General features: G+C 35.3%; 24 protein-coding genes. 1 reads left to right on the forward strand and 23 read right to left on the reverse strand.

Translation table 11 applies throughout. The features are described from left to right. Positions 1–45: 45 nt before the first annotated feature. The 4 genes from sirA to yneA all read right to left on the reverse strand — a co-directional run bounded on the left by sirA (position 46) and on the right by yneA (position 1,957). Positions 46–489, reverse strand: a complete 444-nt coding sequence (gene sirA, locus F7888_RS04330; protein WP_191777562.1) for a sporulation inhibitor of replication protein SirA — start codon at positions 487–489, stop codon at positions 46–48. Between the two features lie 168 nt (positions 490–657). Beyond that, positions 658–888, reverse strand: coding sequence for a DUF896 domain-containing protein (locus tag F7888_RS04335; protein WP_191777564.1), 231 nt, complete (start codon positions 886–888; stop codon positions 658–660). Positions 889–944: 56 nt separating this feature from the next. Further along, positions 945–1,619 (reverse strand): YneB family resolvase-like protein, encoded by a 675-nt coding sequence (locus tag F7888_RS04340; protein ID WP_191777566.1) that lies wholly within the window; start codon positions 1,617–1,619, stop codon positions 945–947. Positions 1,620–1,630: 11 nt separating this feature from the next. Beyond that, complete coding sequence (yneA, locus tag F7888_RS04345) at positions 1,631–1,957, reverse strand: cell division suppressor protein YneA (RefSeq protein WP_191777568.1); 327 nt, start codon at positions 1,955–1,957, stop codon at positions 1,631–1,633. A gap of 166 nt (positions 1,958–2,123) precedes the next feature. On the opposite strand from yneA, the gene lexA reads away from it, so the two are divergent. After that, entirely contained in the window at positions 2,124–2,747 is a 624-nt protein-coding gene (gene lexA, locus F7888_RS04350) for a transcriptional repressor LexA (RefSeq protein ID WP_191777570.1), read from the forward strand. Positions 2,748–2,877: 130 nt separating this feature from the next. On the opposite strand, the gene glnA is transcribed toward lexA, so the two are convergent. The 19 genes from glnA to recA form a co-directional block, all read right to left on the reverse strand. Continuing rightward, a complete protein-coding gene (glnA, locus tag F7888_RS04355) occupies positions 2,878–4,212 on the reverse strand; it encodes a type I glutamate--ammonia ligase (RefSeq protein ID WP_191777572.1) in 1,335 nt (444 codons plus the stop codon). Positions 4,213–4,260: 48 nt separating this feature from the next. Continuing rightward, positions 4,261–4,635, reverse strand: coding sequence for a MerR family transcriptional regulator (locus F7888_RS04360; RefSeq protein WP_191778199.1), 375 nt, complete (start codon positions 4,633–4,635; stop codon positions 4,261–4,263). A gap of 144 nt (positions 4,636–4,779) precedes the next feature. Continuing rightward, complete coding sequence (locus tag F7888_RS04365) at positions 4,780–6,057, reverse strand: methionine gamma-lyase family protein (RefSeq protein ID WP_191777575.1); 1,278 nt, start codon at positions 6,055–6,057, stop codon at positions 4,780–4,782. Between the two features lie 17 nt (positions 6,058–6,074). After that, positions 6,075–7,337, reverse strand: coding sequence for a GTPase HflX (gene hflX / locus F7888_RS04370; protein WP_191778201.1), 1,263 nt, complete (start codon positions 7,335–7,337; stop codon positions 6,075–6,077). A 134-nt stretch (positions 7,338–7,471) separates the two neighbouring features. Then, a complete protein-coding gene (spoVK, locus tag F7888_RS04375) occupies positions 7,472–8,419 on the reverse strand; it encodes a stage V sporulation protein K (RefSeq protein WP_191777577.1) in 948 nt (315 codons plus the stop codon). 275 nt (positions 8,420–8,694) lie between these two features. Next, the gene (gene hfq / locus F7888_RS04380) at positions 8,695–8,919 is read right to left on the reverse strand and encodes an RNA chaperone Hfq (protein WP_191777579.1); all 225 of its coding nucleotides are present in this window, start codon (positions 8,917–8,919) and stop codon (positions 8,695–8,697) included. Between the two features lie 101 nt (positions 8,920–9,020). Beyond that, entirely contained in the window at positions 9,021–9,956 is a 936-nt protein-coding gene (miaA, locus tag F7888_RS04385) for a tRNA (adenosine(37)-N6)-dimethylallyltransferase MiaA (RefSeq protein ID WP_225228602.1), read from the reverse strand. A gap of 205 nt (positions 9,957–10,161) precedes the next feature. Beyond that, positions 10,162–10,449, reverse strand: coding sequence for a CotD family spore coat protein (locus F7888_RS04390; RefSeq protein WP_191777583.1), 288 nt, complete (start codon positions 10,447–10,449; stop codon positions 10,162–10,164). 172 nt (positions 10,450–10,621) lie between these two features. Continuing rightward, positions 10,622–12,526 carry a DNA mismatch repair endonuclease MutL gene (mutL, locus tag F7888_RS04395; protein ID WP_191777585.1) on the reverse strand — a complete coding sequence of 635 codons (1,905 nt, stop codon included), beginning with the start codon at positions 12,524–12,526 and terminating at the stop codon, positions 10,622–10,624. 21 nt (positions 12,527–12,547) lie between these two features. Further along, positions 12,548–15,154: a DNA mismatch repair protein MutS gene (mutS, locus tag F7888_RS04400; protein ID WP_191777587.1), complete on the reverse strand. Its 2,607-nt coding sequence runs from the start codon at positions 15,152–15,154 to the stop codon at positions 12,548–12,550. Positions 15,155–15,497: 343 nt separating this feature from the next. Next, positions 15,498–16,043, reverse strand: a complete 546-nt coding sequence (locus F7888_RS04405; protein ID WP_191777588.1) for an outer spore coat protein CotE — start codon at positions 16,041–16,043, stop codon at positions 15,498–15,500. 319 nt (positions 16,044–16,362) lie between these two features. Then, positions 16,363–16,794, reverse strand: coding sequence for a YlbF/YmcA family competence regulator (locus F7888_RS04410; protein WP_191777589.1), 432 nt, complete (start codon positions 16,792–16,794; stop codon positions 16,363–16,365). Further along, entirely contained in the window at positions 16,795–18,324 is a 1,530-nt protein-coding gene (gene miaB, locus F7888_RS04415) for a tRNA (N6-isopentenyl adenosine(37)-C2)-methylthiotransferase MiaB (protein ID WP_191777590.1), read from the reverse strand. 204 nt (positions 18,325–18,528) lie between these two features. Next, a complete protein-coding gene (locus tag F7888_RS04420; protein ID WP_191777591.1) occupies positions 18,529–19,395 on the reverse strand; it encodes a 2-oxoacid:ferredoxin oxidoreductase subunit beta in 867 nt (288 codons plus the stop codon). A 1-nt stretch (position 19,396) separates the two neighbouring features. After that, complete coding sequence (locus F7888_RS04425) at positions 19,397–21,136, reverse strand: 2-oxoacid:acceptor oxidoreductase subunit alpha (protein ID WP_191777592.1); 1,740 nt, start codon at positions 21,134–21,136, stop codon at positions 19,397–19,399. 402 nt (positions 21,137–21,538) lie between these two features. Then, positions 21,539–21,799, reverse strand: coding sequence for a stage V sporulation protein SpoVS (gene spoVS / locus F7888_RS04430; protein WP_003181955.1), 261 nt, complete (start codon positions 21,797–21,799; stop codon positions 21,539–21,541). Positions 21,800–21,955: 156 nt separating this feature from the next. Beyond that, positions 21,956–22,750: a TIGR00282 family metallophosphoesterase gene (locus tag F7888_RS04435; RefSeq protein WP_191777593.1), complete on the reverse strand. Its 795-nt coding sequence runs from the start codon at positions 22,748–22,750 to the stop codon at positions 21,956–21,958. 86 nt (positions 22,751–22,836) lie between these two features. Beyond that, on the reverse strand, positions 22,837–24,399 hold the full coding sequence (rny, locus tag F7888_RS04440; protein ID WP_412095978.1) for a ribonuclease Y: 1,563 nt from the start codon (positions 24,397–24,399) through the stop codon (positions 22,837–22,839). Between the two features lie 375 nt (positions 24,400–24,774). Beyond that, complete coding sequence (recA, locus tag F7888_RS04445) at positions 24,775–25,815, reverse strand: recombinase RecA (protein WP_191777597.1); 1,041 nt, start codon at positions 25,813–25,815, stop codon at positions 24,775–24,777. Positions 25,816–26,018: the final 203 nt, after the last annotated feature.

Consider the following 26,018-nt stretch of genomic DNA (forward strand, 5'->3'; position numbering starts at 1 on the left):
AAACCCTATTGTATTATACAATAGTACAAGGAAAATTTCCTTCTTTTATACAAATTTTCTTTCTTTAATTGGATTTAACCATCCGTATCGATTTTGTTCAAAATCCATAGCCAAAAAACATGGATTATATTTTCGTAATAATTCAAAAAAAATGGTCTCAGCTTCTATATTTCCATTAGAAACAAGGGTAATATGTCTGTCTGAGATTGTCATTCTCGCGTCACTCTCTGGGAGTTGAAATTGTAATGAATGGCCATCAGCGGTCTGAGTATACGATTTAAATTTCTTTAACGATGATTCTATGAGTTGATTGATTTTCAAATTAGGAATAGGTCTAGTGACAAAATCAATTTGTTTTTTTAATATTTGTTTTTTATCTTGATGATTAGAAAGTTCGTGATCAAGAAATAAGTGATATAAAATTGATTCCCTACCAAAATAATGGGACGCAAACTCTTCCTCTAGTAAGTAAATTTGATAATTTCTCATTCAAGCACCTCTATCATTCTTAAATTAACATTTATTATATATGAATGTAATTGATATAATTGTCTGATAGTGGTGCAATTGTACACTATTTTTGTCGAATACAAAAAAAGAAATACATTTCTCAAAAAATGTATTTCTTAACGACCTTTATTGATTTATAAAAGTATTTTAATGCAATCTTTTATTTTTACTATCTTTAAGCTTTTGTGGAGTAACGTCATTTCCTTTTGGATCAATAATCTTTACTGTATGCAATGTATCGGTCATTGAATTTCTGAATACACTTAAATATTCTTGACGTAGCTCTTGTTGCTCCTCTTTTTCAGCTTTAGTTAAACCTTCAGCCTTAGATTTTTTTGATAAATAATTAATTCTAGCAATTTTTTCACTTGATAACATTGTTTAATTCCTTTCAGGCATGTCTTGAAATATGTTTAATGTTACTAAAGAAAAAATCAAATATCAAGTTTTTTACTTTCCGTTTCCTCAGTCTCCATGTATTCCTTATATCTTCTATGTACAGTAGCTTTAGAAATATCATAACCAAAACCACGTAAAGTAGACGCTATTTCACCGAAAGTTAGTCCGTTGTTCCTTAATGATACGATTTCATTAATAGGTGCCTCTATTCGACTTCTCCCAGAACCCTCAGATCTTTCCGGTAAATTTTTCTCAGGCCGGTATCCATTTCTAATTGCCTTTTTCATTCCTCTTTTGATTTTAATGTTATGTATCTTTCTTTGATATTCTTCAACGATTGCAACAATGTCAAGAACCATTGAATCAGATTCTGCAAGAGATAATTCACCTTGATGACTGATTGTGTAAATTTTAACATTCTCTTTAAAGATGCAGCGTAAAATAGCAATCTTAGCGTTTCCTCGACCTAGTCTTGTCTCATCTTGAATAAGAATGGCATCAATATCTTCATTTCTTATGATGTCTAGTAACTCTAAAATTCCATCTCTTTCAATCTCGAAGCCACTTGAGCGATCTTCAATTACAGCTTTGACTTGAAATTGATACATATTAGCTAAATCAAGCAACTCTTCCTTTTGTCTAGCTAAAGAAGTCACTTGTGTCTCCTTTTCCGTGCTTACTCGCGCATAAATAATTGCTGTTTTCTCCATTTTAATCCCTCTTATTCTTCTGAAGATGCATACGCTGTTAAAATCTCATTATTATCTTTCAGTTTAATAGGAAGTACTAGTTGATCACCTGGCTTCAATGCTTCAGCATTTACTTTGTTTTTAGTTTCAACCCAATCTACAAACTCGAAAAATTGAAATTGATGATGCTCTTTAAACGTCTCATTTACTTTCCATAGAGAATCACCTTCTGAAAGTGTGATTGTTACATACTGATGATCATTTTCACCATTTGCTGTTGTTGACAATGCTAATGTTAATCCGATTAATAATACAAAAAATAAAATATAATATGTTAATCCCTCAATTGATAATTTCATTATAATTAAACCTCCAAAAATATATTAGAATATATGTTCGCTCTATCTATTTTTCATTATAATGAGAACATACGTTTTAGTCAAGCGAAATTCGAACTTATGTTTGTACTTTTTTACAATTCATGCTATAATTTTTAAAAATAACAAGATTCGAGGTGCTAGAGAAATGACAAAGTTATCAAAAAGACAACAAGATATACTAAATTACATAAAAAATGAAGTAAAAGATAAAGGATATCCACCTTCAGTAAGAGAAATTGGTGAAGCTGTCGGACTAGCATCAAGTTCAACTGTGCACGGACATTTATCAAGACTTGAAAGCAAAGGCTTAATAAGACGAGATCCTACTAAACCTCGTGCAATTGAAATCTTAGATGTTGATTCTGCACCACACGTTCTCAAGAATAATGTCGTTAATGTACCTATTATCGGTAAAGTTACTGCTGGACTACCTATAACTGCAGTAGAAAATATTGAAGAATACTTCCCTCTTCCAGATAAATACGTTTCCCCTGATGACAATGTTTTTATGCTAGAAATTATGGGTGATAGTATGATCGAAGCAGGTATATTAGACGGGGACTTAGTCATTGTAAAACAACAGCCTTCTGCAAATAATGGGGATATCGTTGTAGCCATGACTGAAGATGATGAAGCAACAGTTAAACGCTTCTTCAAGGAGCAAGATCACATTAGATTACAACCTGAAAATTCTATGTTAGAGCCAATTATCTTGAGAAATGTTTCTATTCTCGGTAAAGTAATTGGAGTTTATAGAACCGTCCATTAAAAACAGCAAAACTAGTATATTCATTAACTAGTTTTTAAAGTAGGAAGAGCTTGAGGAATTACTCCTCAAGCTTTTTTATTTCAAATAAAAAGAGTGTAAAGCCAATAATGGCTTTACACTCTTAATTATTTTAGTACATTGACATGTATTGGTCTCTCTCCCATGGATGTACCTGCGTTCTAAACATATCCCACTCAATCTCTTTAGCTTCAAGGAAGTGTTCAAATAAATGTCTGCCTAGAGCATTTACTAATACTTCATCCGTTTTAAAGTTATCTAATGCTTGAGCAAGAGTTGCAGGTAAATCAACAATCCCAGCTTCTAGTCTTTCTTCTTTGTTCATAACATAAATGTTACGATCGATTGGAGCAGGAGCTTGAAGTGAATTCTTAATTCCATCTAATCCAGCAGCTAATAATACAGCCATTGCTAAATATGGATTTGCAGCTGGGTCAACACTTCGAACCTCAACTCGTGTGCTTAAACCACGTGAAGCTGGAATACGAATTAATGGGCTTCTATTACGTGCAGACCATGCAACATAACAAGGTGCCTCATATCCAGGTACAAGTCGCTTGTAAGAATTAACCGTTGGATTTGTAACAGCAGTGAAGTTAGGTGCATGCTTAATGATTCCAGCAATAAATTGTCTTGCAGTTTCACTTAATTCTAATTCACCAGCTTTATCGTAGAAAGCATTCACTCCATTAGTAAATAATGATAAGTTACAATGCATTCCTGAACCATTCACACCGAATAGTGGCTTAGGCATAAATGTTGCGTGTAAACCATGCTTACGAGCAATTGTTTTCACTACTAATTTAAATGTTTGAATGTCATCACAAGCTTTTAATGCACCAGCATACTTAAAGTCAATTTCATGTTGTCCTGGAGCAACCTCATGGTGAGATGCTTCAATTTCAAAGCCCATTTCTTCAAGCTCTAATACGATATCACGACGGCAGTTTTCACCTAAATCAGTTGGAGCTAAGTCAAAGTATCCACCATTATCGTTTAATTCAAGAGTTGGTTCACCTTTTTCATCTAATTTGAATAAGAAGAATTCAGGCTCTGGTCCAAGATTGAAATCTGTAAATCCTAAAGCTTCCATTTCCTTTAAGATACGCTTTAAATTATTTCGTGGATCTCCTTCAAATGGAGTTCCATCTGGGTTATAGATATCACAAATTAAGCGAGCAACTTTCCCTTTTTCAGCTGTCCAAGGGAAAACAACCCATGTATCTAAATCTGGGAATAGATACATATCTGATTCCTCAATACGTACAAACCCTTCAATCGAAGAACCATCAAACATCATTTTGTTATCTAATGCTTTTTCTAATTGACTTACTGGGATCTCAACATTTTTAATTGTTCCTAAGATATCAGTGAACTGTAGACGAATGTACTTAACGTTGTCTTCCTGTGCTAATCGAAAGATATCCTCTTTTGTATACTTTGCCATAAGTATTTCCTCCCCTAGATAAATATTTATAGTTTAATTGGTTACTAACTAATGGAAAAACCTAGACATATCACCTTGTCTAAGGCTTGATCTGTTAAACCTACCTGCATCAATTAATTCAGCTTTTAAAAGCTTTCTTAATTCTTCATCAGATAATTCTTGCTTAACAGGTGCTTTTGGTATTTCTGCTGTTTGCTTTTGTCCTTCTTTAACAGCAAATACTTGCTTAATACCAGCTAAATTAACGCCATCCTCGATCAAATCCCGGATTTCTAAAAGACGGTCTACATCATTAAAAGAAAATAGTCGTCTATTGCCTTCTGTTCTAGCAGGAAAAACTAGATTATTCTCTTCATAATAACGGATTTGCCGAGCAGACAACTCAGTTAGTTGCATCACGATGCTGATTGGAAATAATGGCATTGTGCGTCTTATATTGTTGTCACTCACGCCAGCGCCTCCTTTTCTTTAAACTGTGCATATTTTCTAAAAACTTAAATAGATAACTTCATTTTATCTTATGTGATATTACATGTCAACAATACGTTATATTTTCTTACATTAATTTTACAGTTTATTCAGCTGAATTAATTTTTTTACTAATAATTGATTTATCGCTGTACATATCGCAATTTTCACATGTGAATATGTAAGTCCCCCTTGAACATATGCCACATATGGAGGTCTTAAGGGACCGTCAGCAGTTAATTCAATACTTGCTCCTTGAATAAATGTTCCCGCTGCCATAATAACATCATCACTGTACCCTGGCATATAGCTTGGATAAGGCTTTACATATGAATTAATAGGAGAACTAAATTGAATAGCCTGACAAAATTCCACCATCATATCACGGTCATCAAATTGAACAGACTGAATTAAATCTGTTCGATATACATCCCATTTCGGAGAAGTATTAAAATTTAATTCTTCTAGAATTGCGGAAGTAAAGACCGCGCCTTTTAAGGCCTGCCCTACAATATGAGGTGCTAGAAATAATCCTTGATACATTTCTTGAAGACTGTATAATGAGGCGCCTGCCTCTGCTCCAATTCCAGGAGACGTAAGTCGATAAGAGCATGCTTTAATCGCATCTTCTTTTCCAACGAGATAACCACCTGTTTTTGCTAGGCCACCACCTGGATTCTTAATGAGTGATCCAGCTATTAAATCTGCACCAACGTCACATGGCTCCATTTCTTCAACAAATTCGCCATAGCAATTATCCACAAATACAACTAGGTTAGGATTAATTCCTTTGACAAAACCAATCATTTCTTTAATCTCTGCGATGGTAAACGATGGTCTAGTAGCATATCCTTTTGAACGCTGAATACCAATCATTTTTGTCTTGCTTGTAATGGCATTTCTAACTGCTTCAAAATCAACACTACCCTCTTCAGTTAAATCTACTGAGCTGTAACCAATATTGAATTCTTTTAATGAACCTATTCCTTCTCCTCTAATTCCTACAATTTCTTCTAAAGTGTCATAAGGCTTACCTGTTATGTATAGAAGGTCATCATTAGGTCTTAGTATACCAAATAAAGCAATAGAGATTGCATGGGTACCTGAGATAATTTGAGGACGAACAAGACCCGATTCCCCACCAAAGATATCAGCATAGATTTGTTCTAATGTATCACGTCCTATATCATCATAACCATATCCAGTAGAAGGATTAAAATGAGTATCACTCACTCTATGCTTTCTAAAGCTATTTAACACTTTCGACTGATTAAAATCAATCATTTGTTCAATTTCATGATGCTTTAAGCGAACCTTATCTTCGATATCTCCTACAAGTTTCGCTATTTCTTCTCCATATTCTAACTCTTTAAACATGATGGCTAGTTTCCCCTTTATTGTTGAAAATGTCTAAGTTGGCCTGTAAGTGAATGGCTTGGTAGAATAAATCCACTACACTCATACATATCCTTTTCTTCGTTGTATTGTAATCCTTTTAATATCGTGTCCTGCTTCAAACTAGCTAGTATTTTACCTTCACTATTTGGAATGGTCACGTGATATTCATCCATCTCTTTCATCATCGCAACTTCAATATGTGTTTTGACTTGCAGAAGGTCTTCCATGTTAAATGCGCTTACGAGAATCGATTCCTGTTTAGCTGTTGGAACAAAATCAGAAAGCATTCTATCTCTTTTATTATAAATGGTCAAAATCGGAATATTATCTACTTTTAGTTCTTTTAACAATTTATGAACGGTTTGTTCATGGTTGAAATAATCACGATTTGATGAATCAACAACATGAAGAATTAAGTCTGCCTCTTTCACTTCTTCAAGAGTAGACCTAAATGCTGCAATAAGAGTCGTTGGTAAATCTTGAATAAAACCAACTGTATCAGTTAACAGCGTAGTTAAACCACACGGCAAAATCATTTTTCTAGTCATTGGATCAAGGGTTGCAAACAAGAGATTCTCTTCAAATGAATCTGCTTCAGTTAACCTATTAAATAATGTCGATTTACCAGCATTCGTATAGCCTACAAGGGCTATTTGATATGTATTATTCTTCTTTCTTCGTTCACGATAACGTTCACGGTGCTGTACAATTACTTCAAGCTGTCCTTTAATATCGTCGATTCTTCTATTAATATGACGTCGATCCGTTTCTAATTTAGTTTCTCCGGGTCCACGTGTACCAATTCCTGCACCGAGACGTGATAATTCAATCCCTTTACCCCCAAGACGAGGCAATAGATATTGAAGTTGTGCTAACTCTACTTGTAATTTTCCTTCTTTTGAATTAGCTCTTGATGCAAAAATGTCTAAAATTAATTGGGTACGGTCAATGACACGAGCATCTAAATAACCAGATAGATTTCTTATTTGACTTGGAGATAATTCATCATTAAAGATAATAACATCAGCATCAAGCTCTTTCTCTAATGCTACTAACTCCTCCAATTTACCCTTTCCTATATAAGTAGCATTATGACGTCTTTCCCGCTTTTGTGTTACAGTCATAACTACTTGACCTTGAGCTGTTTTTGTAAGAGAACGGAGCTCTTCTAGAGAATATTCAAATCTTTCATCATCTTCATTTTGGAGCTGACAACCCACTAATATAACTTTTTCCAATTCATTGTCATGATTTTCGATCAACTAAATTCCTTCCTTCCAATCAGTTTCAATGTAATATCATCATATCAAATCTAGCCTGAAATCACCATTTTCAATTGATTTAAATATAGAGTAAGTAAAAAGCCGCCCTGATAGCGACTTTTATTCCTAGATTAATCATCTTTAAAAATTAAATCCTGTGTCCTAATTTTAATCAATTCTTGTCGTTCATATTCTTCATTTACTAATAATCTCATTGCTTGAGAACGGATGGATTTCTCAATTATATTTCGAATATATCTTCCGTTACTGAAAGTATTAATTCTAGCGTTATTTTTTAATGTATATAAGTGTTCCCTTAACTTTCTATTCGCATCCTGGCTAAAAGTATATTCACGTTCGTCCATCATTCGTTTGGCAATATCCATTAATTGGTCAACGGTATAATCAGGAAAATCAATCACCAAAGGAAAGCGAGAATAAAGGCCTGGATTTAATGAAAGAAAATGATCCATTTCCCTTGAGTATCCAGCTAATATAAGTACAAATTCATGTTGTTTGTCTTCCATATGTTTAACAAGAGTATCGATTGCTTCTTTACCGAAGTCTTTTTCTCCGCCTCTAGCAAGTGAATAAGCTTCATCAATAAATAAAATACCACCGAGAGCTTTTTTTATCAAATCCCTTGTCTTTTGTGCTGTATGACCAATATACTCACCAACTAGATCTGCTCTCTCAGCTTCAATTAGGTGCCCTTTAGATAACACATTCATTTGAACAAATAGTTTACCTAGGAGCCTAGCTACTGTTGTTTTGCCTGTACCTGGGTTTCCTTTAAACATCATATGAAGTGCTTGCTTTTCTGCTTTTAATCCTTGTTCTTCTCTCTTTTTATTAATGTAAATCCACGCATAAATTTCTTTAATCATTTTTTTCATTTCTTCCATTCCAACTAAGCTATCCATTTCCTTTTCAATTTCCTTCAAGGCACTATGTTTAGATTGTAAATTAGTTGGAATTTTTTCATTTGAGACGGTATTTACAACCTTTAATTTCTTCTTTTGTCCATTTAATACAACATTTATTTGACCATTATTTTTCATTGTAATTGGTTGATCCAAGAGCTCTCACCTCTCATTCTTTACCATTATACGTTCGAGGTTGAAAAAATGTGACAATCGCCTATCAATAATTATGACCGAGCTGTATACTACTGATTATGTATACAAATTTCGTTATTTTTCTACACAACAAAATAGAAAAATGTTTCTTTTTGCGCTTTCCCAAGAAATATTTCCATAATCTAAGTATATGAGCGAATTAATAAATAATTAAAAGAAAATAAAAAACAACCTACAAAATGTAAGTTGTTTTTTAATCAATTGCATCTAGTATGCTACTCAAGCTCCAATTGAATATTCTTTTGTGGGGAGAAGGTTGAAATTGCATGCTTATAAATCAATTGTTGCTTCCCCTCTGTTTCTAATAACACTGTGAAATTATCAAAGCCTTTGACATTCCCTCTGATTTGGAATCCATTCAATAAGAATACAGTTACAAATGTACCATCTTTTCTTAACTGATTTAAAAACTGGTCTTGAATATTAATTGATTGCTTCACTTCATATCCTCCTCTTTGTCTATAGGAAATACTATATATTTAGTATAAATCATAATTGCTATGTGTTAAATAATCCTCTTACCAATACTATTCGCCTTAACTCAAAGCTTTCCTGCAATATATTTTAAAATTTCATCTAATGTTTGATTAAATGATTTGTTTGTGACATCAAACCATTGCACATCCATCTTATTTCGAAACCAAGTTAGCTGTCGTTTGGCGTATCTTCTTGAATTTTGTTTCAGTTCTTCAATTGCTTTATGAAGTGGAATGAAACCATCAAAGTATTGATAAAGTTCCTTATAGCCAATTGCTTGGATGGATTGAACATCCCTTATCCCTTTGTGATAAAGCTTTTCAACTTCATTTAGCAAACCTGAATCCATCATAAGATCTACTCTTTGATTAATTCGATCATACAGGATTTCTCGATCCATGGTTAACCCAATTAAGCTAACATCATATAATAGTTCCTTTTCTTGAGATTCAAGATAGTCCGACATTTTTTTCCCTGTCGTTTGATAAATCTCAAGTGCACGAATAACTCTTCTTGTATTATTCGGATGAATACGACTAGCACTCTCAGAATCAATCTTCTTTAATTCTTCATATAATGTATCCACGCCTTCTGATTCTAATCGATTTTCAAGCTCAGCTCTAACAACCGGATTAGAAGCATTATCAGTAAATTGATAGTCATATATGACGGATTGTATGTATAAGCCGGTGCCTCCGACAATCATAGGAAGTTTTCCTCGTGCATATATTTCCTTTATTATTCTTCTTACATCACTTTGAAAATCGGCAACTGAATAACTATCGGTTGGGTCAACAATATCAATTAAATGATGTCTAACACCATCCATTTCTTCCTCTGTTATTTTCGCCGTTCCAATGTCCATCTCTTTGTAAATTTGCATCGAATCGCCACTAACAATTTCAGCATTTAATTTTTTTGCAAGCTCAATACTAAGCTTAGTTTTACCTACGGCAGTGGGACCAATTAAAACCACAAGCTTTTCTTTATTCTTACTCAATAAATATTCACTACCTTCTTCTATATCTTCTAGAACTATCGTAACACAAAATATAGAGTACATTCATTAGAAGAAGTATTTTTGTTAAATTGATTATCTAGCAACAATAAACACGAAACCTAGTATAACCATTTAAGTAGAAAAAATAACATCTTTTTACAAAAAAAGTGGAAAATCGACGATTTTCCACTAAATTAAATATTCACTAACACTTACGACATCTATTAACTGGTCTACAACGTGGATTTCTTAAATCACTTCCACAATTATATTCCTCTACACTATTCACATTCTCTACAGATTCTGTTACAGGATAGTAATTTTCAACTCTAGTAATATTATTATTTACATGATTAATGTGTGTCGGGTGAACACGTCTAATGGTTCTAACATTTGTTGTATTGTTTTCAACATTTTCCGTTGGGTAATAAACTGTTTCTACATTGTTAAGGTTCCCATTTCTATTGTTAAAGTTACCATTTCTGTTATTCATTCATTTACCCTCCTTTCGTATAAGATTAATAACATCTTATGTCGAAAAAGGAGAGGTTGTCCTAGACTTCTGCCAAATTTCCAAAAGTTCCACACATAACTAAATAATCTGCATAAATTAATTACAATAATCTAGTTAAAATAAACAATTCGTATACTGTTTCACTAAATAACTACATCACTCGTTTAAACATCTTTTCCATTTCGTACGTAGAATAATGAATAATAATTGGTCGTCCATGAGGGCAAGTAAATGGATCAGAAGTCGTCCTTAAAGTCTCAAGTAAAGAAAAGATTTCATCATTTCTTAAGTGATGATTTGCCTTTATCGAGGCTTTACAGCTCATCATAATAGCTGCTTCTTCTCTTAATAGCTTAAGATCCACTTTCTTCACTGTTAACACTTGCTCAATGATTTCTTCAATTAGTTCCTTTTCATCCCCTTTAGGGAACCATTGCGGATGTGATCGAACAATATAGCTATTGTGACCAAAGCTTTCTAGAAAGACTCCAACCTTCTGTAATTCTTCCTTATGAGAATCAATAATTAAGCTCTCATCCTTTGAATACTCAAAGGTAATTGGGATCAGTAATTCTTGTGATTCATTAATTACTTCTCCAACTTTTTCGCGGAAGAACTCATATTTTATTCTCTCTTGGGCAGCATGTTGGTCAATAATATATAAACCATTCTCATTCTGAGCAAGAATGTACGTACCATGCATCTGGCCAATTGGATATAGAGTTGGAACCCTCTCTTTAACTGGTGATTCATCTTGTGTTTCTTCCTCAAACTCTATTACTTCTGTCTCTTCAAATTCATAATCAAATTCGGACTCACCAATCTCATCAATCTTGATATCCTTTTGATTTATTATAGGTACAGCAGAGAGTAGACTCTCTTGTTCAGGGCTAACCTCTGCTTTGAATGTATTAATTGTTGGCGAACTAGCTACAACACGATTTAGAGTGTCAGTCCCCTCACTAATTGCTAGATTTTGAGACTCATTTTGACGGTGCTGGAAGCTAAATTGCTGTTGCTCAGACTGAAGCACTATTTTTTGTTTAACTGGAGTATTCACCTCAGGAATAAGTTGGACCCGCTTAAAGGCTTGTTTAATTCCTGAAGTAATGACCTCCATTAATTCCTGCTCTTTACTTAACCGTACTTCAAGCTTGGCAGGATGAACATTAACATCCACTAATAATGGATCCATCTCAATGTTTAACATGACGATTGGATATCGACCTATAGGCAACAGGGTATGATAACCTTGTTGAATGGCATTTCCAATTAGGTAGTTTTTTATATAACGACCATTAATCATAATAGAAATGTAGTTTCGTGAAGCTCTCGTTATCTCTGGTAAAGCGATAAAGCCATTCACAGTAAAATCAATGGACTCTAAATTGATTGGTATCATTTTCTTCGCAATGTTCATGCCATAGATCGACGCAATTACATGTCTTACATCACCGTTTCCATTTGTATAGAGCAGCTTCTTGCCATTGTGTGTGAGGCGAAATGAAATATGTGGATGTGCCATTGAAATCCGATTAACAACATCAGTTATATTCCCTAGCTCAGTATGAATGGTTTTCATATACTTCAGCCGGGCAGGTGTATTGAAAAAGAGATTAGATACTATGATTTCCGTCCCTTTACGGCTATTCGTCGATTCATGCGAAATAATCTCGCCGCCTCTAATCAACACTCTTGTCCCAATTGCTCCAGTACTCGTCTTCATTTCTAACTCAGATACTGAAGCAATACTTGGAAGCGCCTCTCCGCGAAATCCTAATGATCGAATTCGAAATAAATCATTCTCATCCTTTATCTTACTTGTTGCATGGCGATAAAAAGCCGTTAAGCAGTCATCTGGTTCAATCCCATCACCATTATCAATGATGCGAATTTTTGATAATCCTGCTTCCTCTACCTCAATTTCAATAATGGTACTATTTGCATCGATTGCATTTTCAACAAGTTCTTTAACAACTGAAGCAGGTCGCTCAACGACCTCACCAGCGGCAATTTTATTGGAGAGATGGTCATCAAGCTTTCTTATTTTCCCCATTAGCTCACCCCATTTAAAAATCTATGTTAACTTTTTTTGAACTTCATACAGCTTATTTATTGCATCAAGAGGGGTCATTTCTAATAAATTTAAGGATTTAACCATTTGTACTACTTGTTTTTCTTTTTTAGTTAGGCCTTCCTCTTTTAAATTAGTGTTTGTTGTCGCTTCAAAAAATGATAATTGAGATTCCTCGACTTGATTCTGTTCAATCTTATTCTCTACCGGTTCTTCTTTCTCACTTTTCTTTTGATCCCCTTGTTCAAGTTGTTCTAGAATTTGACGCGCTCGATTGATCAATGAAGACGGAAGCTCGGCCAATTCTGCAACATGAATACCATAACTTTTGTCTGCAGCACCTTCTTTGATTTTATGAAGGAAGACTACTTTTCCTTGTTCCTCAATTGCGCTAACATGAACATTCGTTAACTGAGGGAGCTGGTTTTCTAAATCTGTTAATTCATGATAATGCGTTGAGAACAATGTCTTAGAACCGAGATGATCATGGATATACTCAATAATTGCTTGTGCAAGTGCCATCCCATCATATGTTGATGTTCCTCTTCCAATCTCATCAAACAGAATTAAGCTCTTCTGTGTAGCATGAACAATGGCATTCTTTGCTTCTAGCATCTCAACCATGAACGTACTTTGACCGGATATTAAATCATCAGCAGCACCGATTCTTGTAAATACTTGATCAAATATTGGTAATACGGCTTCATTAGCAGGAACAAAGCATCCGATTTGAGCTAAGATGGCAATTAGTGCCACTTGACGCATATAGGTACTTTTCCCTGACATATTCGGACCAGTAATTAATAGCAAGTGACGTCCGTCTTTCATGAAGCAATCATTTGGAACATATTCCTGTGAATTCATTACTTTTTCAACGACAGGATGACGACCATCCTTTATGAAAATTTCATTCTCTGAAAAAGTCGGTCTACTATAATGGCGCTCTTCACTAATTGTAGCAAAGCATTGTAGGGCATCTATCTCACTTATAATTTTTGAAAGTAATTGAAGGCGTGGAATATAATCCTTGACCTGCTCACGAATATCTACAAAAATATCATATTCTAACTGAATGATCTTCTCTTCAGCTTCTAAGATTAGAGCTTCCTTTTCTTTCAATTCAGGTGTAATGAAACGTTCAGCATTCGATAATGTTTGCTTTCTTTCATAATTTCCTTCAGGAAGATATTGAAGATTCGCTCTTGTGACTTCTATATAATAACCAAAAATTTTGTTATAACCGATTTTTAATGATTTGATCCCTGTTTTTTCACGCTCTTCTTTTTCTAAATTAGCAATCCATGTCTTCCCATTTCTGCTTGCATCACGATAACGATCTAATGTTTCATTAAAGCCATCTTTGATAATATCACCGTCTTTAATGGAAAGAGGTGGATTTTCCTTAATTGATGAATGGAGCAGCATCGTTAAATCTTCTAATGAATCAATTTTGTTTGCAAGATTACCTGCATACTCATTTCCAAGCTCATGGATCACTTTTTTGATAGCTGGGATTTGTTCTAATGATTTTCTTAATTGCATTAAATCCCTTGCATTGACATTTCCAAATGCAACACGACCAGCTAAGCGCTCTAAGTCATATACGTCCTTTAGCAGTTCACGAAGATCATGACGTTCAAAGTATTGGTTTTTTAATGTTTCCACCATATTTAAACGCAGCTGAATGTCATCATGATCGATTAATGGTCTATCGATCCACTGCTTTAGCAAACGTCCACCCATGGCTGTAATTGTTTGGTCTAGTAACCACAATAATGAACCTTTTTTGCCCTTTGAGCGAATCGTTTCTGTTAGCTCTAGGTTTCTTTTTGAATAAAGGTCAATTCGCATATATTGATGAGCATTATAATGGATGACTGCTTGTAAATGGTTCAGGCTTCGTTTTTGAGTTTTTTGTAGATAATTTAATAAGCGCCCAAAAGTGATAAGTAGCTTTTCATCATTTAAGTGTTTGACAATAGTTGAAAATGCATGATCAATTGATGTCGTTTCCTCAATTGAAATGGTTGCACTACAGCTTTCAATTATACTTCTCTTTACTTCCTCATCTAACGCCTCAGGAATAACTACTTCTTTAACGCCATTAGAATAGAGCTCATTTATCACATCGTGCTTTGTTCCAGTCAGAATGGTTACTCTGTTCTCACCAGTGGTTAAGTCATTAAAAGCTACACCAAATGTGTCTCTTCCAAATTGACTTACAGAAGCAAGGAAGTTATTTTCTTTTTCTTCGATTCCTTTCCCTTCCATCACTGTTCCAGGAGTGATTAATTGAACAACTTCTCTTCTTACAACCCCTTTTGCACTTTTAGGGTCTTCTGTCTGCTCACAAATTGCTACTTTATATCCTCGTTGTACAAGTTGATCTATATAATTTCTAGCTGAATGATGAGGTACACCACACATTGGAATACGCTCAGCAGATCCACCTTCACGACTAGTTAATGTAATTTCTAGTTCTCGAGAAGCATTAACAGCATCCTCAAAGAACATTTCATAAAAGTCTCCAAGTCGAAAAAATAAAAAGGCATCCTTGTATTCAGCCTTAATTCTTAAATATTGTTGTATCATTGGCGTATATTCTGCCATCTTAATCCCCCAAAATCTTTTCTTTTTCCATGTAGTATTATATCATAAACCTTCATCATTCATGGTGAATATCAACCACTTGGCATTAATCTCCTTGGTGAAATCTTGTTCTTAGCGTTTTTCATTTAGGCTGTTTTCGTATATATTGTTGCTTTTGAAACCGCAGCCTGAATACACTCCGCGTCCTGTGGGAGCCAACTAGTCCCACGGGAGTCTTGAGTGTATTCAGTCTGCTAGAAATCTATACTCAACTAATTCACCTCAAAAAACAACAAACTTTTGGAAAACACCCTTCCTAAAAAAGAAAAAAGCTAAGGAATCATATCCCTAGCTTACTCATCTACTATTCTTCTAAATCTCCAACTAAGAAGTCAGGATTTAAATCTTCGAATTCTTCATCGTCAATGTCATCACAATCCCAATCATCATCGACGCAGCCTTCTGGATTTACTGCGACACATACTTTTGTTTCTCCAATTACTTCAGCAAGAAATTCTCTTTCTACTTGAACAACTACTTTATTTCCATTTGGAGAAATAGTTGCCTCTAAGCAGTTAGGTTGTTGTAGTACGCGTGCAATGACGTCAAAGTCGTCACCTAAGAAGTTATCATCCTTATATTTTAACTTGATAACATCAGTGTAAGTAACTGTTTCTGTGACAACCTCTGTTTTCGTATTATCATTATAAGAATACCAAACATTGATATCATAACGACCATTTACCTCAACAGTGTTATCACATTTCTTTGCATCATATTGATGGTTAATAATCCAGCAACCAAGAATACTTGTTGGTCTGTGTGATGGGGAAATAGTGTGAGTAGATTGTGTGAATTTACGTCCTTTTCCTACAACAGCTTTCGTAATAATCTCTCTGTATTCAGACATACGTGCAAACCCTCCTCTATCAATCTTCATTTCATCCTATGCAGGGCAAATGACTAGTGTTCCAATAATTTAAGCATCTACAATACTTTTTACATTTGAACTTCAAACTCACCATTGCTACCCTTAAGAAAAAAGATTGGAACATACAAAAAAAATATCTCTTCATTCAAATTCAACGTATTTATTCAAGAATGAATGAAACCATATATAGTTCATTGTATGCGGCTTTGCCCAGATATGTACCTTTTTTCGTGATTATTATGAAGAATTATCACGAAAGAATAAAGGGTGATCCCATATTGGACCACCCTTTTGTTTATTAATGACAGCTACCGCCACTACTACTATTAACCTTTGAACCAGTTTCTCCTCTTAAAACATCTCCACCTGTTGATTCAATGATTTCATCAGTAACACGATTTGAGATCGTGTTAGCTACTAATTGTAATAGATAATTAACATCAAGCTGAGATTGCTTGAATTCTTCAACAATTGGAAGGCCATCAAGCTCAGCTTGAATCGCATCAATCTTCGCTTCAACCTTCTTTAACGCTTCTGTTTTGCCATAATGTTGAAAGTTGACCGCTTGCTTCTGAAGACTCTTAATACTTGATATCATTTCTTTGATTTTTTGATTTTCATTGATTTGAGCTTCAGCTCGTTTAAAGAAATCTACTTCCTCTGTATCAGCTATCATCTTTGCTAGTTCTCTTGCACGTTCTACAATTTGTGCTTTTGTATAAGTCGCCATTTAGTTCACCTCTACCGCTTCTTCAATCATTTCTCCATCTAATGACCAAGTTTTCGCTTGTGTAATTTTTACTTTAACGATTTTTCCGATCGCTGATTTAGGACCTCTGAAATTAACTAACTTGTTTTTACTTGTATAACCAGCTAGAACATCTGGATTCTTCTTACTTTCACCTTCAACCAGTACCTCTACAACTTGATCCTGGTAGGCAAGGTTTTTCTTTGCAGAAGTCTCATTTACGATTGCATTTAAGCGTTGTAATCGTTCCTTTTTCACTTCCATAGGAATATTGTCTTCCATCTTAGCTGCTGGTGTACCCTCACGTGGTGAGTAAATAAATGTATAAGCTGTATCATATTCCACTTCTTTATACAACGAAAGTGTTTCTTCAAATTGCTCATCAGTTTCATTAGGGAAACCAACGATAATATCAGTTGTAAATGAAGCATTGGGGATTTTTTCTTTCATTTTCTTCACAAGTTCAACATATTGCTCACGAGTGTATTTTCTTGCCATTAATTTGAGCACGTCCGAACTACCCGATTGCACTGGAAGATGGATATGCTCCATTAGGTTCCCGCCTTTTGCAAGTACATCAATTAGATGATCATCAAAATCTCTTGGATGACTTGTTGTAAATCTTATACGTGGAATATCGATCTTACGGAGCTCGTCCATTAAGTCACCTAAACCATATTTCATATCCTTGAAATCTTTCCCATAAGCATTAACATTTTGTCCAAGAAGTGTTACCTCCTGGTATCCATTTGCAGCTAAATGACGTACTTCTTGAATAATATCTTCTGGCTGTCTGCTTCGCTCCTTTCCACGTGTATAAGGAACGATACAATACGTGCAGAACTTGTCACAACCATACATGATATTAACCCATGCTTTAATAGTTCCTTTGCGGCTACGCGGAAGATTTTCAATGACGTCTCCCTCTTTAGACCAAACCTCTACAACCATTTCCTTACTGAACATCGCTTCTTTCACAATCTGTGGTAAGCGGTGTATATTATGTGTACCGAAAACCATGTCAATAAAGGAATGTTTTTGAAGAATTCGATTAACAACAGATTCTTCTTGAGACATACAACCACAAATACCTATTAACAGATTAGGATTTTTAAGTTTCAAAGGTTTTAAATGTCCAATTTCACCAAATACTTTATTTTCAGCATTTTCTCTGATCGCACAAGTATTTAATAAAACAATATCTGCATCCTCCGTTTTGTCAGTCGCTTCATATCCCATTTCCATTAGAATTCCTGCCATGACTTCAGTATCATGTTCATTCATTTGACATCCATATGTACGAATTAGGAATTTCTTGCCTTCTCCAAATCCGTTCATTTCTTCCGGAATATGAAAATCTCTATGAATTGATATGTCTTCTTTCCCACGTTTCTTAGCATCTTTTAAAGAAGGTGGTTGATAGACAGCTTGGAAATACTGACTATAATCCTTTTCGGATTTTTTGTCCGATGGATTAATTTGTGCAGCTTCTAAGCGTTGTTTTTCATTCATGGTAAAACTCCTTCCTGTTTTTAAAGCAATTCAATAGCTACTATAAAATCTATCATTAAATTAAACAATAACATCCATCACATCTAAACCCTAACTAAAGGTCGAACAACTTATTTTAACATTCTTCAAAATCTTAGTAAAGTCAATCCCTAATCATAAAAAACCTCCTTTACGTAAGAACATAAAGGAGGTTTTGTTGTTATATTACATAAATTCTGCTACTAATTTATTAAACTTTTCTTCACTAAGATCAAGATCCGCATGAACTAATGGACTTTCACTATAGCCATGAACAAGCTCTTGATAAGATTTTTGGTCTTTATTTTGATAAATTAAGCCTGTTACAAGACCATTATGCTCCATTAATGTCTGCATTGCCTGCATACGATTACTTGGATCATAATTTTCGATTGTATTTAGCTTAGTTAGATTTTCTTTGAACCAATCATAAGTGTTAACCTTATTATAAGTAACACATGGACTAAATACATTGATTAAAGAGAATCCTTTATGATTAATCCCAGCTTCAATTAATGCTGTTAAATCTTTTAAGTCTGTAGAAAAACTTTGTGCAACAAATGTAGCACCCGCTGTTAACGCCATTTCCATTACAGATAAAGAAGATTCAATTGACCCTTGTGGAGTACTCTTTGTTTTAAAACCAACATCACTTCGTGGTGATGTTTGTCCTTTTGTTAGTCCATAGATTTGGTTATCCATTACAATATAAGTAATATCTATATTACGTCTAATTGCATGCACTGTATGACCCATACCAATCGCAAAGCCGTCACCATCTCCACCAGAGGCAATGACAGTTAGATCACGGTTTGCCATTTTCACACCTTGAGCAATTGGTAAAGCTCTCCCATGAATACCATGGAAACCATATGAGTTGATATAACCAGAAATACGACCTGAACAACCAATTCCAGAAACAACCGCTAAATCTTCTGGCTCTAACCCGACATTCGCAGTCGCACGTTGAATCGCTGCTTGAACAGAGAAATCACCACAGCCTGGACACCAGTTTGGTTTTACATTATTACGAAAGTCTTTAAATGTCGCCATCTTAGAACAACTCCTTACATTTTGTGTGAATTTCATGAGGTAAGAATGGATTACCATCGTATTTTAAGAGATTGGTAATCTTCTCGGCGTTACCTACATTCATTTTCATAATGTTAGCGAGCTGACCCGTAGCGTTGTTTTCAACAACCACAACTTTCTTAGCTGACTCAATTAAAGGTAGTAGCTCGTTAGTTGGGAATGGGTGTAATAGACGGATATGAGCGTGATTAGCTTTAATACCATCATTCTCTAATCTTGTCATTGCTTCTTCAATTGTTCCACGAGTTGAGTTAAACCCAACAATTAATACATCAGCCTCTTCATGAGTAGCGTTCTTATGAACTGGTGTATCAAATTTAATATTATCAAGCTTTCTTAGACGTTTATCCATTTGTGCATTTCTGTTTAATGCACTTTCAGAAGGCTTCCCTGTTTCATCATGCTCAACACCAGTAACATGGTATATTCCATTTTTCGTACCTGGCACAATACGTGGTGAAACGCCATCTTCTGTTACTTCAAAACGCTTAAAGTATTCTTTATTTGGACGCTCAGGTAATTCAGGGTTTAGATCTAATTTACCTCTACGAATTTCAATCTTATTGAAATCAAGTGGTTCTACTGTTTGCTTACCTAGAGAAAGCTGTAAATCTGTTAATAGAATAACTGGACATTGGAATTCTTCTGCAATATTAAATGCTTCAACTGCATCATAGAATGCTTCTTGAACTGTACTTGGCGCCATTACCACTTTTGGAATTTCACCATGAGTACCATAAATCATTGCCATTAAATCCGATTGTTCTTGCTTTGTTGGTAATCCAGTACTTGGACCACCACGTTGGGTATCAACAATAACTAGTGGAGTCTCTGTAATACCTGACAGACCTATCGCTTCCATCATTAGAGAAAGTCCTGGGCCTGCTGATGCAGTTAATGTTCTAACTCCAGCAAAGTTCGCTCCAATTGCCATTGTACATGCAGCAATTTCATCCTCAGTTTGAATAACAGTACCACCAAATTCAGGTAATTTCTTAATTAAATATTCCATGATTTCTGAAGCTGGCGTAATAGGGTATGCTGGCATAAAGCGTGCTCCTCCAGCAAGTGCTCCCATTGCAATCGCATCATTTCCAATCATGAACATACGTTTCTTTCCATCTGCTTTTTCGAGCTGCATCGTTTGAATAGAATCACCTAACTGATCCTTCAAATAGTCTGCACCACTTTTAATAGCTTCCATATTCTTATCAACAATCTGTTGACCTTTACGACCAAAAATTTCTTGAACTACTTCTAAATAAACATTAATATCCAAATCTAATAACGCACTGGAAGCACCTACTGCAACCATGTTCTTCATCAAAGACGTACCCAGTTCACTAGCAATTTCTGTAAATGGAACCGCATACAAGGTTGATTTCGAATCTTCTGGAATCGTTGGATTAAACTTAGCGTCTGCAATAATCACACCACCATCACGTAACTCATGTGCGTTTACATCGATGGTTTCTTGGTCAAACGCTACTAAAATATCAAGATCGTCTGAAATAGAACGAACCTGTGTTGTACTTACGCGAATCTTATTATTCGTATGTCCGCCTTTAATACGTGATGAGAAATGACGGTAACCGTATAAATAGTAGCCTAACCGATTTAATGCAATGGAAAAAATCTCCCCTGTACTTTCAATTCCTTCCCCTTGTTGTCCTCCAACTTTCCATGAAAGTTGATTGATCATGACTTACACCCCTTTGGAATACGTTCATTGTATGGTTTATAGTTTTTACGTATTAAGTGTAGCACTTTTTCAACTAAATCTCTAGAAATTAATCTGAGTAAACTGGTGTGTATACTTACACATCAATTTGCATTGAATGATCCTCAAATTGATTTACCTGAATATGTACTAAACGCTTTCAATTCTAGACCTAATAGTCAAAAAAAGCAACCCTTATCCATCATTTTATGACTTTTTGATGAATATTTTTTGTTTTTTTTGATTTTTATAACTAATATAAAATCAAACGATATAGAAAATGATTTTTTCGCAAAAAAAAAAGTACCTCTTGTCTACTAAATGACAGTTAGGTACTTATATAGTTACCAAGAATCGACAACCGCTAAAATGAAAAGTTAGTTTCTAACGAGGTTCAACAATAAGCTTAATAGCAGTTCTTTCTTCACCATCGATTTGAATATCCGTAAAAGCAGGAATACAAATTAGGTCGACTCCACTCGGTGCTACAAACCCTCTAGCAATAGCTACTGCTTTTACTGCTTGATTCAATGCACCCGCTCCAATTGCTTGAATTTCCGCGGCTCCTCTTTCACGTAACACACCAGCAAGTGCACCAGCTACAGAGTTAGGATTAGATTTTGCTGAAACTTTTAATATTTCCATTCCTAATATCCTCCTTGTTTTCTACAGTATATAGTGAGTTTATTGATCAGAACCCTAAAAAGTTTAATGATTCCACTCATACTATATTCACTAGTTCTTGCTGGTATTCCTGCTTGTTCCAAATATTTTTCTAAAAATTCAAAATCCTGCATACAACTAATCAAAGAAAGGATGATCATCATTGATCATAATACGATTAATTGCAGTTGCATGCCCTGTTTTATTATCTATATCAATAATAACGCCACTTAACTGTGTTCGTCCTTCAACTACATCAAAGCGTACTGGAAGTGCAGTAATGAATCTTTTTAGTACAGCTTCACGACTGACCCCTAGAATGCCATCATAAGGCCCTGTCATGCCCACATCAGTAATATAGGCAGTTCCCTTATCGAGAACCCTATTATCAGCTGTCTGGACGTGTGTGTGCGTTCCTACAACAGCAGATACCCTTCCATTTAGATACCAACCCATTGCCTGCTTTTCACTTGTTGCTTCAGCATGAAAATCGACAAAAATAATTGGTGTTCTTTTTCTTGCTTGCTCTATTAAATCATCAGCTTTTTTAAACGGGCAATCAATTGGGGGTAAAAACGTTCTACCCTGTAAATTTATAATCGCTACTTCAAGTCCATTAAGCTTACAATACACAATTCCTTGTCCTGGGGTTTCTTCAGGGAAATTTGCTGGCCTTACCATATATTTTGCATCATCTATAAATTCAAATATTTCTTTTTTATCCCATGCATGGTTACCAAGTGTAACTGCTTGCGCTCCACTTTCAAGAAATTGTCTATATATTTTTTCAGTTATCCCTTTGCCACTGGCTGCATTTTCTCCATTGATAATCGTAAAATGTGGCTGATACTTTGATTTAAGCCTTGGTAAGTATTCAGTAATCATATCGCGTCCCGGAGACCCAACAACATCTCCAATAAATAAAATCTTCATAACAATCTCCTTTATCCGTTCTCTTGCTTTAGTTTTACATACTTTCGATAAATAAGCAAAACAAAAAGCGGTCATAAGACCGCTCTTTATTTTGCATATTCAACAGCTCTTGTTTCACGAATCACTGTTACCTTTATATGTCCAGGATAATCAAGCTCTTCTTCAATTCGCTTTCTGATATCACGAGCTAATCGATGTGCTTCTAGATCATCAATCGTATCAGGCTTAACCAATATTCTCACTTCACGTCCTGCTTGAATAGCAAAAGATTTTTCCACGCCTTCATACGACTCAGAAATCTCTTCAAGCTTCTCTAAGCGACGGATGTAATTTTCTAACGTTTCACTTCTAGCACCTGGTCTTGCCGCAGATAAGGCATCTGCTGCAGCGACAAGGACAGCAATGATTGACGTAGGTTCAGCATCTCCATGATGTGAAGCAATACTGTTAATGACAACTGGGTGCTCTTTGTATTTCGTAGCAAGCTCAACCCCAATTTCAACGTGACTTCCTTCAACTTCATGGTCAATTGCTTTTCCGATATCATGGAGAAGACCAGCTCGACGAGCTAATGTAACATCTTCACCTAATTCTGCAGCCATTAAACCTGCTAAGAAAGAAACCTCAGTTGAGTGTTTAAGTACGTTTTGTCCATAACTTGTTCTGAACTTCAATCGACCTAATATCTTAATTAAATCTGGATGGAGACCATGAACACCAACCTCAAAGGTTGTCTGTTCTCCCACTTCACGAATGTATTCATCAACTTCACGTCTTGATTTTTCAACCATTTCTTCAATACGTGCAGGATGGATACGTCCATCTTGTACAAGCTTGTCTAAAGCAATTCTAGCCGTTTCTCGTCGTATTGGATCAAATCCTGAGAGGATTACAGCTTCTGGTGTATCATCGATAATTAAATCGATTCCTGTTAACGTTTCGAGCGTTCGAATATTCCGACCTTCTCTTCCTATAATTCGACCTTTCATCTCATCATTAGGTAAGTTAACAACAGAAACCGTTGTTTCTGCGACATGATCTGCCGCACATCGTTGTATCGCAAGTGAAAGTATTTCCTTCGCCTTTTTATCGGCTTCTTCCTTTGCACGACTCTCAGCATCCTTTACTAAGTAAGCAACATCATGAGCAAGCTCGTTTTCTACACGCTCGATAATGATTTGTCTTGCTTGTTCTCGAGTAAGGTTAGAAATACGCTCTAATTCAGCCTGTTGCTTGCGTACTATCTCTTCCACTTTGCTTTCCATCTCTTCAATATGCTGTTGTCTTTCGTTAAGAGAATTCTCTCTCTTTTCCAACATGGTTTCACGTTTGTCTAGAGTTTCATCTTTTCGATCAAGATTCTCTTCTTTTTGCATTAAACGATTCTCTTGTTTTTGAAGTTCGCTTCTTCGATCACGAATGTCACGTTCTGCTTCAGTACGAAATTTGTGAATTTCATCCTTTGCTTCTAACAATGCTTCCTTCTTCAAAGAATCTGCTTCACGGTTAGCATCATCAATAATTTGTTCTGCTGCACCTTTGGCACCAGCAATTTTTGTTTCTGCAATGGATTTACGAACATAAAAGCCAACAACTGCACCGACGATTAGGCCAAGCAAAGCGGAGCTGATTCCAATAATGATTTCCATCATGTCACCTCCTCTTGCTATGAACTTTTTCTTGCTAGATCAAAATGTCGGCATGTACATTGTTACATCAGTTTCAACATACAGCACAAAGGCTTGTTTAGTGTTATAGAAGATGTAAAAGCCCTTCTAAACATCAATCGGTTTCGGTACAACCTTCTTATTAGGGAGAAAAATTACCGAGTTTTCTTTACGTTTTAATTCTAACAAAATGTAAAATATACATATTAATTGTAAATGTGTGAAAATTTATTGTCAAGGCCTGTCACATCTACAGTTACTTTTATTTGGAAATAAGTTGAGTTAGGGACTGATTTTCAACAGAAAACCTAAGAAAAAAGAGACATCTGAAATGTCTCTTTAAATACCAAGATGATATTAATCTAATAAATTAAGTTCGTCTTGACCTTCATCAACTGGTTCATTGAAATCTTGATCAAGTCCGTAATGTTTACGGATTTGTTCTTGAATTTCTTTTCGTAGAACCGGATTTTCTTTTAAGAATTGCTTGGCATTTTCACGACCTTGTCCTAAACGCTCTTCATTGTATGAGTACCATGAGCCACTCTTTTGCACAATGTCGAGTTCAGAACCGATATCTATGATTTCACCTTCTCTTGAAATACCTTCTCCGTACATAATATCAACTTCAGCTACTCTAAATGGAGGAGCTACCTTGTTTTTAACAACCTTCACCTTCGTCTTATTACCAACGATATCATTTCCTTGCTTAAGTTGCTCAGCACGACGTACTTCTAAACGTACGGAAGAGTAGAATTTCAATGCACGACCACCAGGTGTTGTTTCAGGGTTACCGAACATAACTCCAACTTTTTCACGAATTTGGTTGATAAAGATTGCAATTGTCTTAGATTTGTTAATTGCACCTGAAAGCTTACGAAGTGCTTGAGACATTAATCTAGCTTGTAACCCTACGTGAGAGTCACCCATCTCACCTTCAATTTCTGCTTTAGGTACTAATGCAGCTACAGAGTCAATGACAAGAATATCTACTGCACCACTACGAACTAATGCTTCAGCAATTTCAAGTGCTTGTTCTCCTGTATCTGGCTGAGATAGTAACAACTCATCAATGTTAACTCCCAGCTTTTGTGCATAAACTGGGTCAAGCGCATGCTCCGCATCTATAAATGCTGCTTGTCCGCCATTTTGTTGTACTTCAGCTATTGCATGTAGAGCTACTGTTGTCTTACCAGAACTTTCTGGACCATAGATCTCAACAATTCGTCCTCTTGGGTATCCACCTACTCCTAATGCAACATCTAATGCTAATGAACCACTTGGAGATGTAGAGATTTTACGATCAGTTTGTTCTCCAAGCTTCATGATTGATCCTTTACCAAATTGCTTTTCTATTTGTTTTAACGCCATTTCTAAGGCTGCTTGACGGTCGCTCACATTATTTCCTCCCTTTTCTTTGAAACTATTAATACTATACCTTGTTTCGTCTCATTTGCCAAGTAAAAAGTCGAACATTCATTCGATTTTTTTCACACCATTTTATGGGTGAATCGCAAGTTTTATAGTAAAAAAGTCAAATTCTTAACATCTATTAGCCGTGAAAACTTAATTTTACTTTTAAATAAAGAAAGCTGTCCCTC

Source organism: Litchfieldia stipae, from assembly GCF_014837155.1.
GTDB lineage: Bacteria > Bacillota > Bacilli > Bacillales > Bacillaceae_L > Litchfieldia.

Excerpts from the sequence above, each read along its gene's own strand:
- sirA (WP_191777562.1), bottom strand. The coding sequence starts at position 489 with ATGAGAAATTATCAAATTTACTTACTAGAGGAAGAGTTTGCGTCCCAT.
- F7888_RS04360 (WP_191778199.1), bottom strand. The coding sequence starts at position 4,635 with ATGCCATTATTTCCAATCAGCATCGTGATGCAACTAACTGAGTTGTCT.
- rny (WP_412095978.1), bottom strand. The coding sequence starts at position 24,399 with ATGGAAATCATTATTGGAATCAGCTCCGCTTTGCTTGGCCTAATCGTC.
- mutS (WP_191777587.1), bottom strand. The coding sequence starts at position 15,154 with ATGGCAGAATATACGCCAATGATACAACAATATTTAAGAATTAAGGCT.
- F7888_RS04435 (WP_191777593.1), bottom strand. The coding sequence starts at position 22,750 with ATGAAGATTTTATTTATTGGAGATGTTGTTGGGTCTCCGGGACGCGAT.
- miaB (WP_191777590.1), bottom strand. The coding sequence starts at position 18,324 with ATGAATGAAAAACAACGCTTAGAAGCTGCACAAATTAATCCATCGGAC.
- F7888_RS04405 (WP_191777588.1), bottom strand. The coding sequence starts at position 16,043 with ATGTCTGAATACAGAGAGATTATTACGAAAGCTGTTGTAGGAAAAGGA.
- F7888_RS04420 (WP_191777591.1), bottom strand. The coding sequence starts at position 19,395 with ATGGCGACATTTAAAGACTTTCGTAATAATGTAAAACCAAACTGGTGT.
- glnA (WP_191777572.1), bottom strand. The coding sequence starts at position 4,212 with ATGGCAAAGTATACAAAAGAGGATATCTTTCGATTAGCACAGGAAGAC.
- spoVS (WP_003181955.1), bottom strand. The coding sequence starts at position 21,799 with ATGGAAATATTAAAAGTTTCAGCAAAATCTAATCCTAACTCTGTAGCT.
- F7888_RS04425 (WP_191777592.1), bottom strand. The coding sequence starts at position 21,136 with ATGATCAATCAACTTTCATGGAAAGTTGGAGGACAACAAGGGGAAGGA.
- F7888_RS04390 (WP_191777583.1), bottom strand. The coding sequence starts at position 10,449 with ATGAATAACAGAAATGGTAACTTTAACAATAGAAATGGGAACCTTAAC.
- mutL (WP_191777585.1), bottom strand. The coding sequence starts at position 12,526 with ATGGGGAAAATAAGAAAGCTTGATGACCATCTCTCCAATAAAATTGCC.
- F7888_RS04365 (WP_191777575.1), bottom strand. The coding sequence starts at position 6,057 with ATGTTTAAAGAGTTAGAATATGGAGAAGAAATAGCGAAACTTGTAGGA.
- F7888_RS04335 (WP_191777564.1), bottom strand. The coding sequence starts at position 888 with ATGTTATCAAGTGAAAAAATTGCTAGAATTAATTATTTATCAAAAAAA.
- yneA (WP_191777568.1), bottom strand. The coding sequence starts at position 1,957 with ATGAAATTATCAATTGAGGGATTAACATATTATATTTTATTTTTTGTA.
- lexA (WP_191777570.1), top strand. The coding sequence starts at position 2,124 with ATGACAAAGTTATCAAAAAGACAACAAGATATACTAAATTACATAAAA.
- F7888_RS04410 (WP_191777589.1), bottom strand. The coding sequence starts at position 16,794 with ATGGCGACTTATACAAAAGCACAAATTGTAGAACGTGCAAGAGAACTA.
- F7888_RS04340 (WP_191777566.1), bottom strand. The coding sequence starts at position 1,619 with ATGGAGAAAACAGCAATTATTTATGCGCGAGTAAGCACGGAAAAGGAG.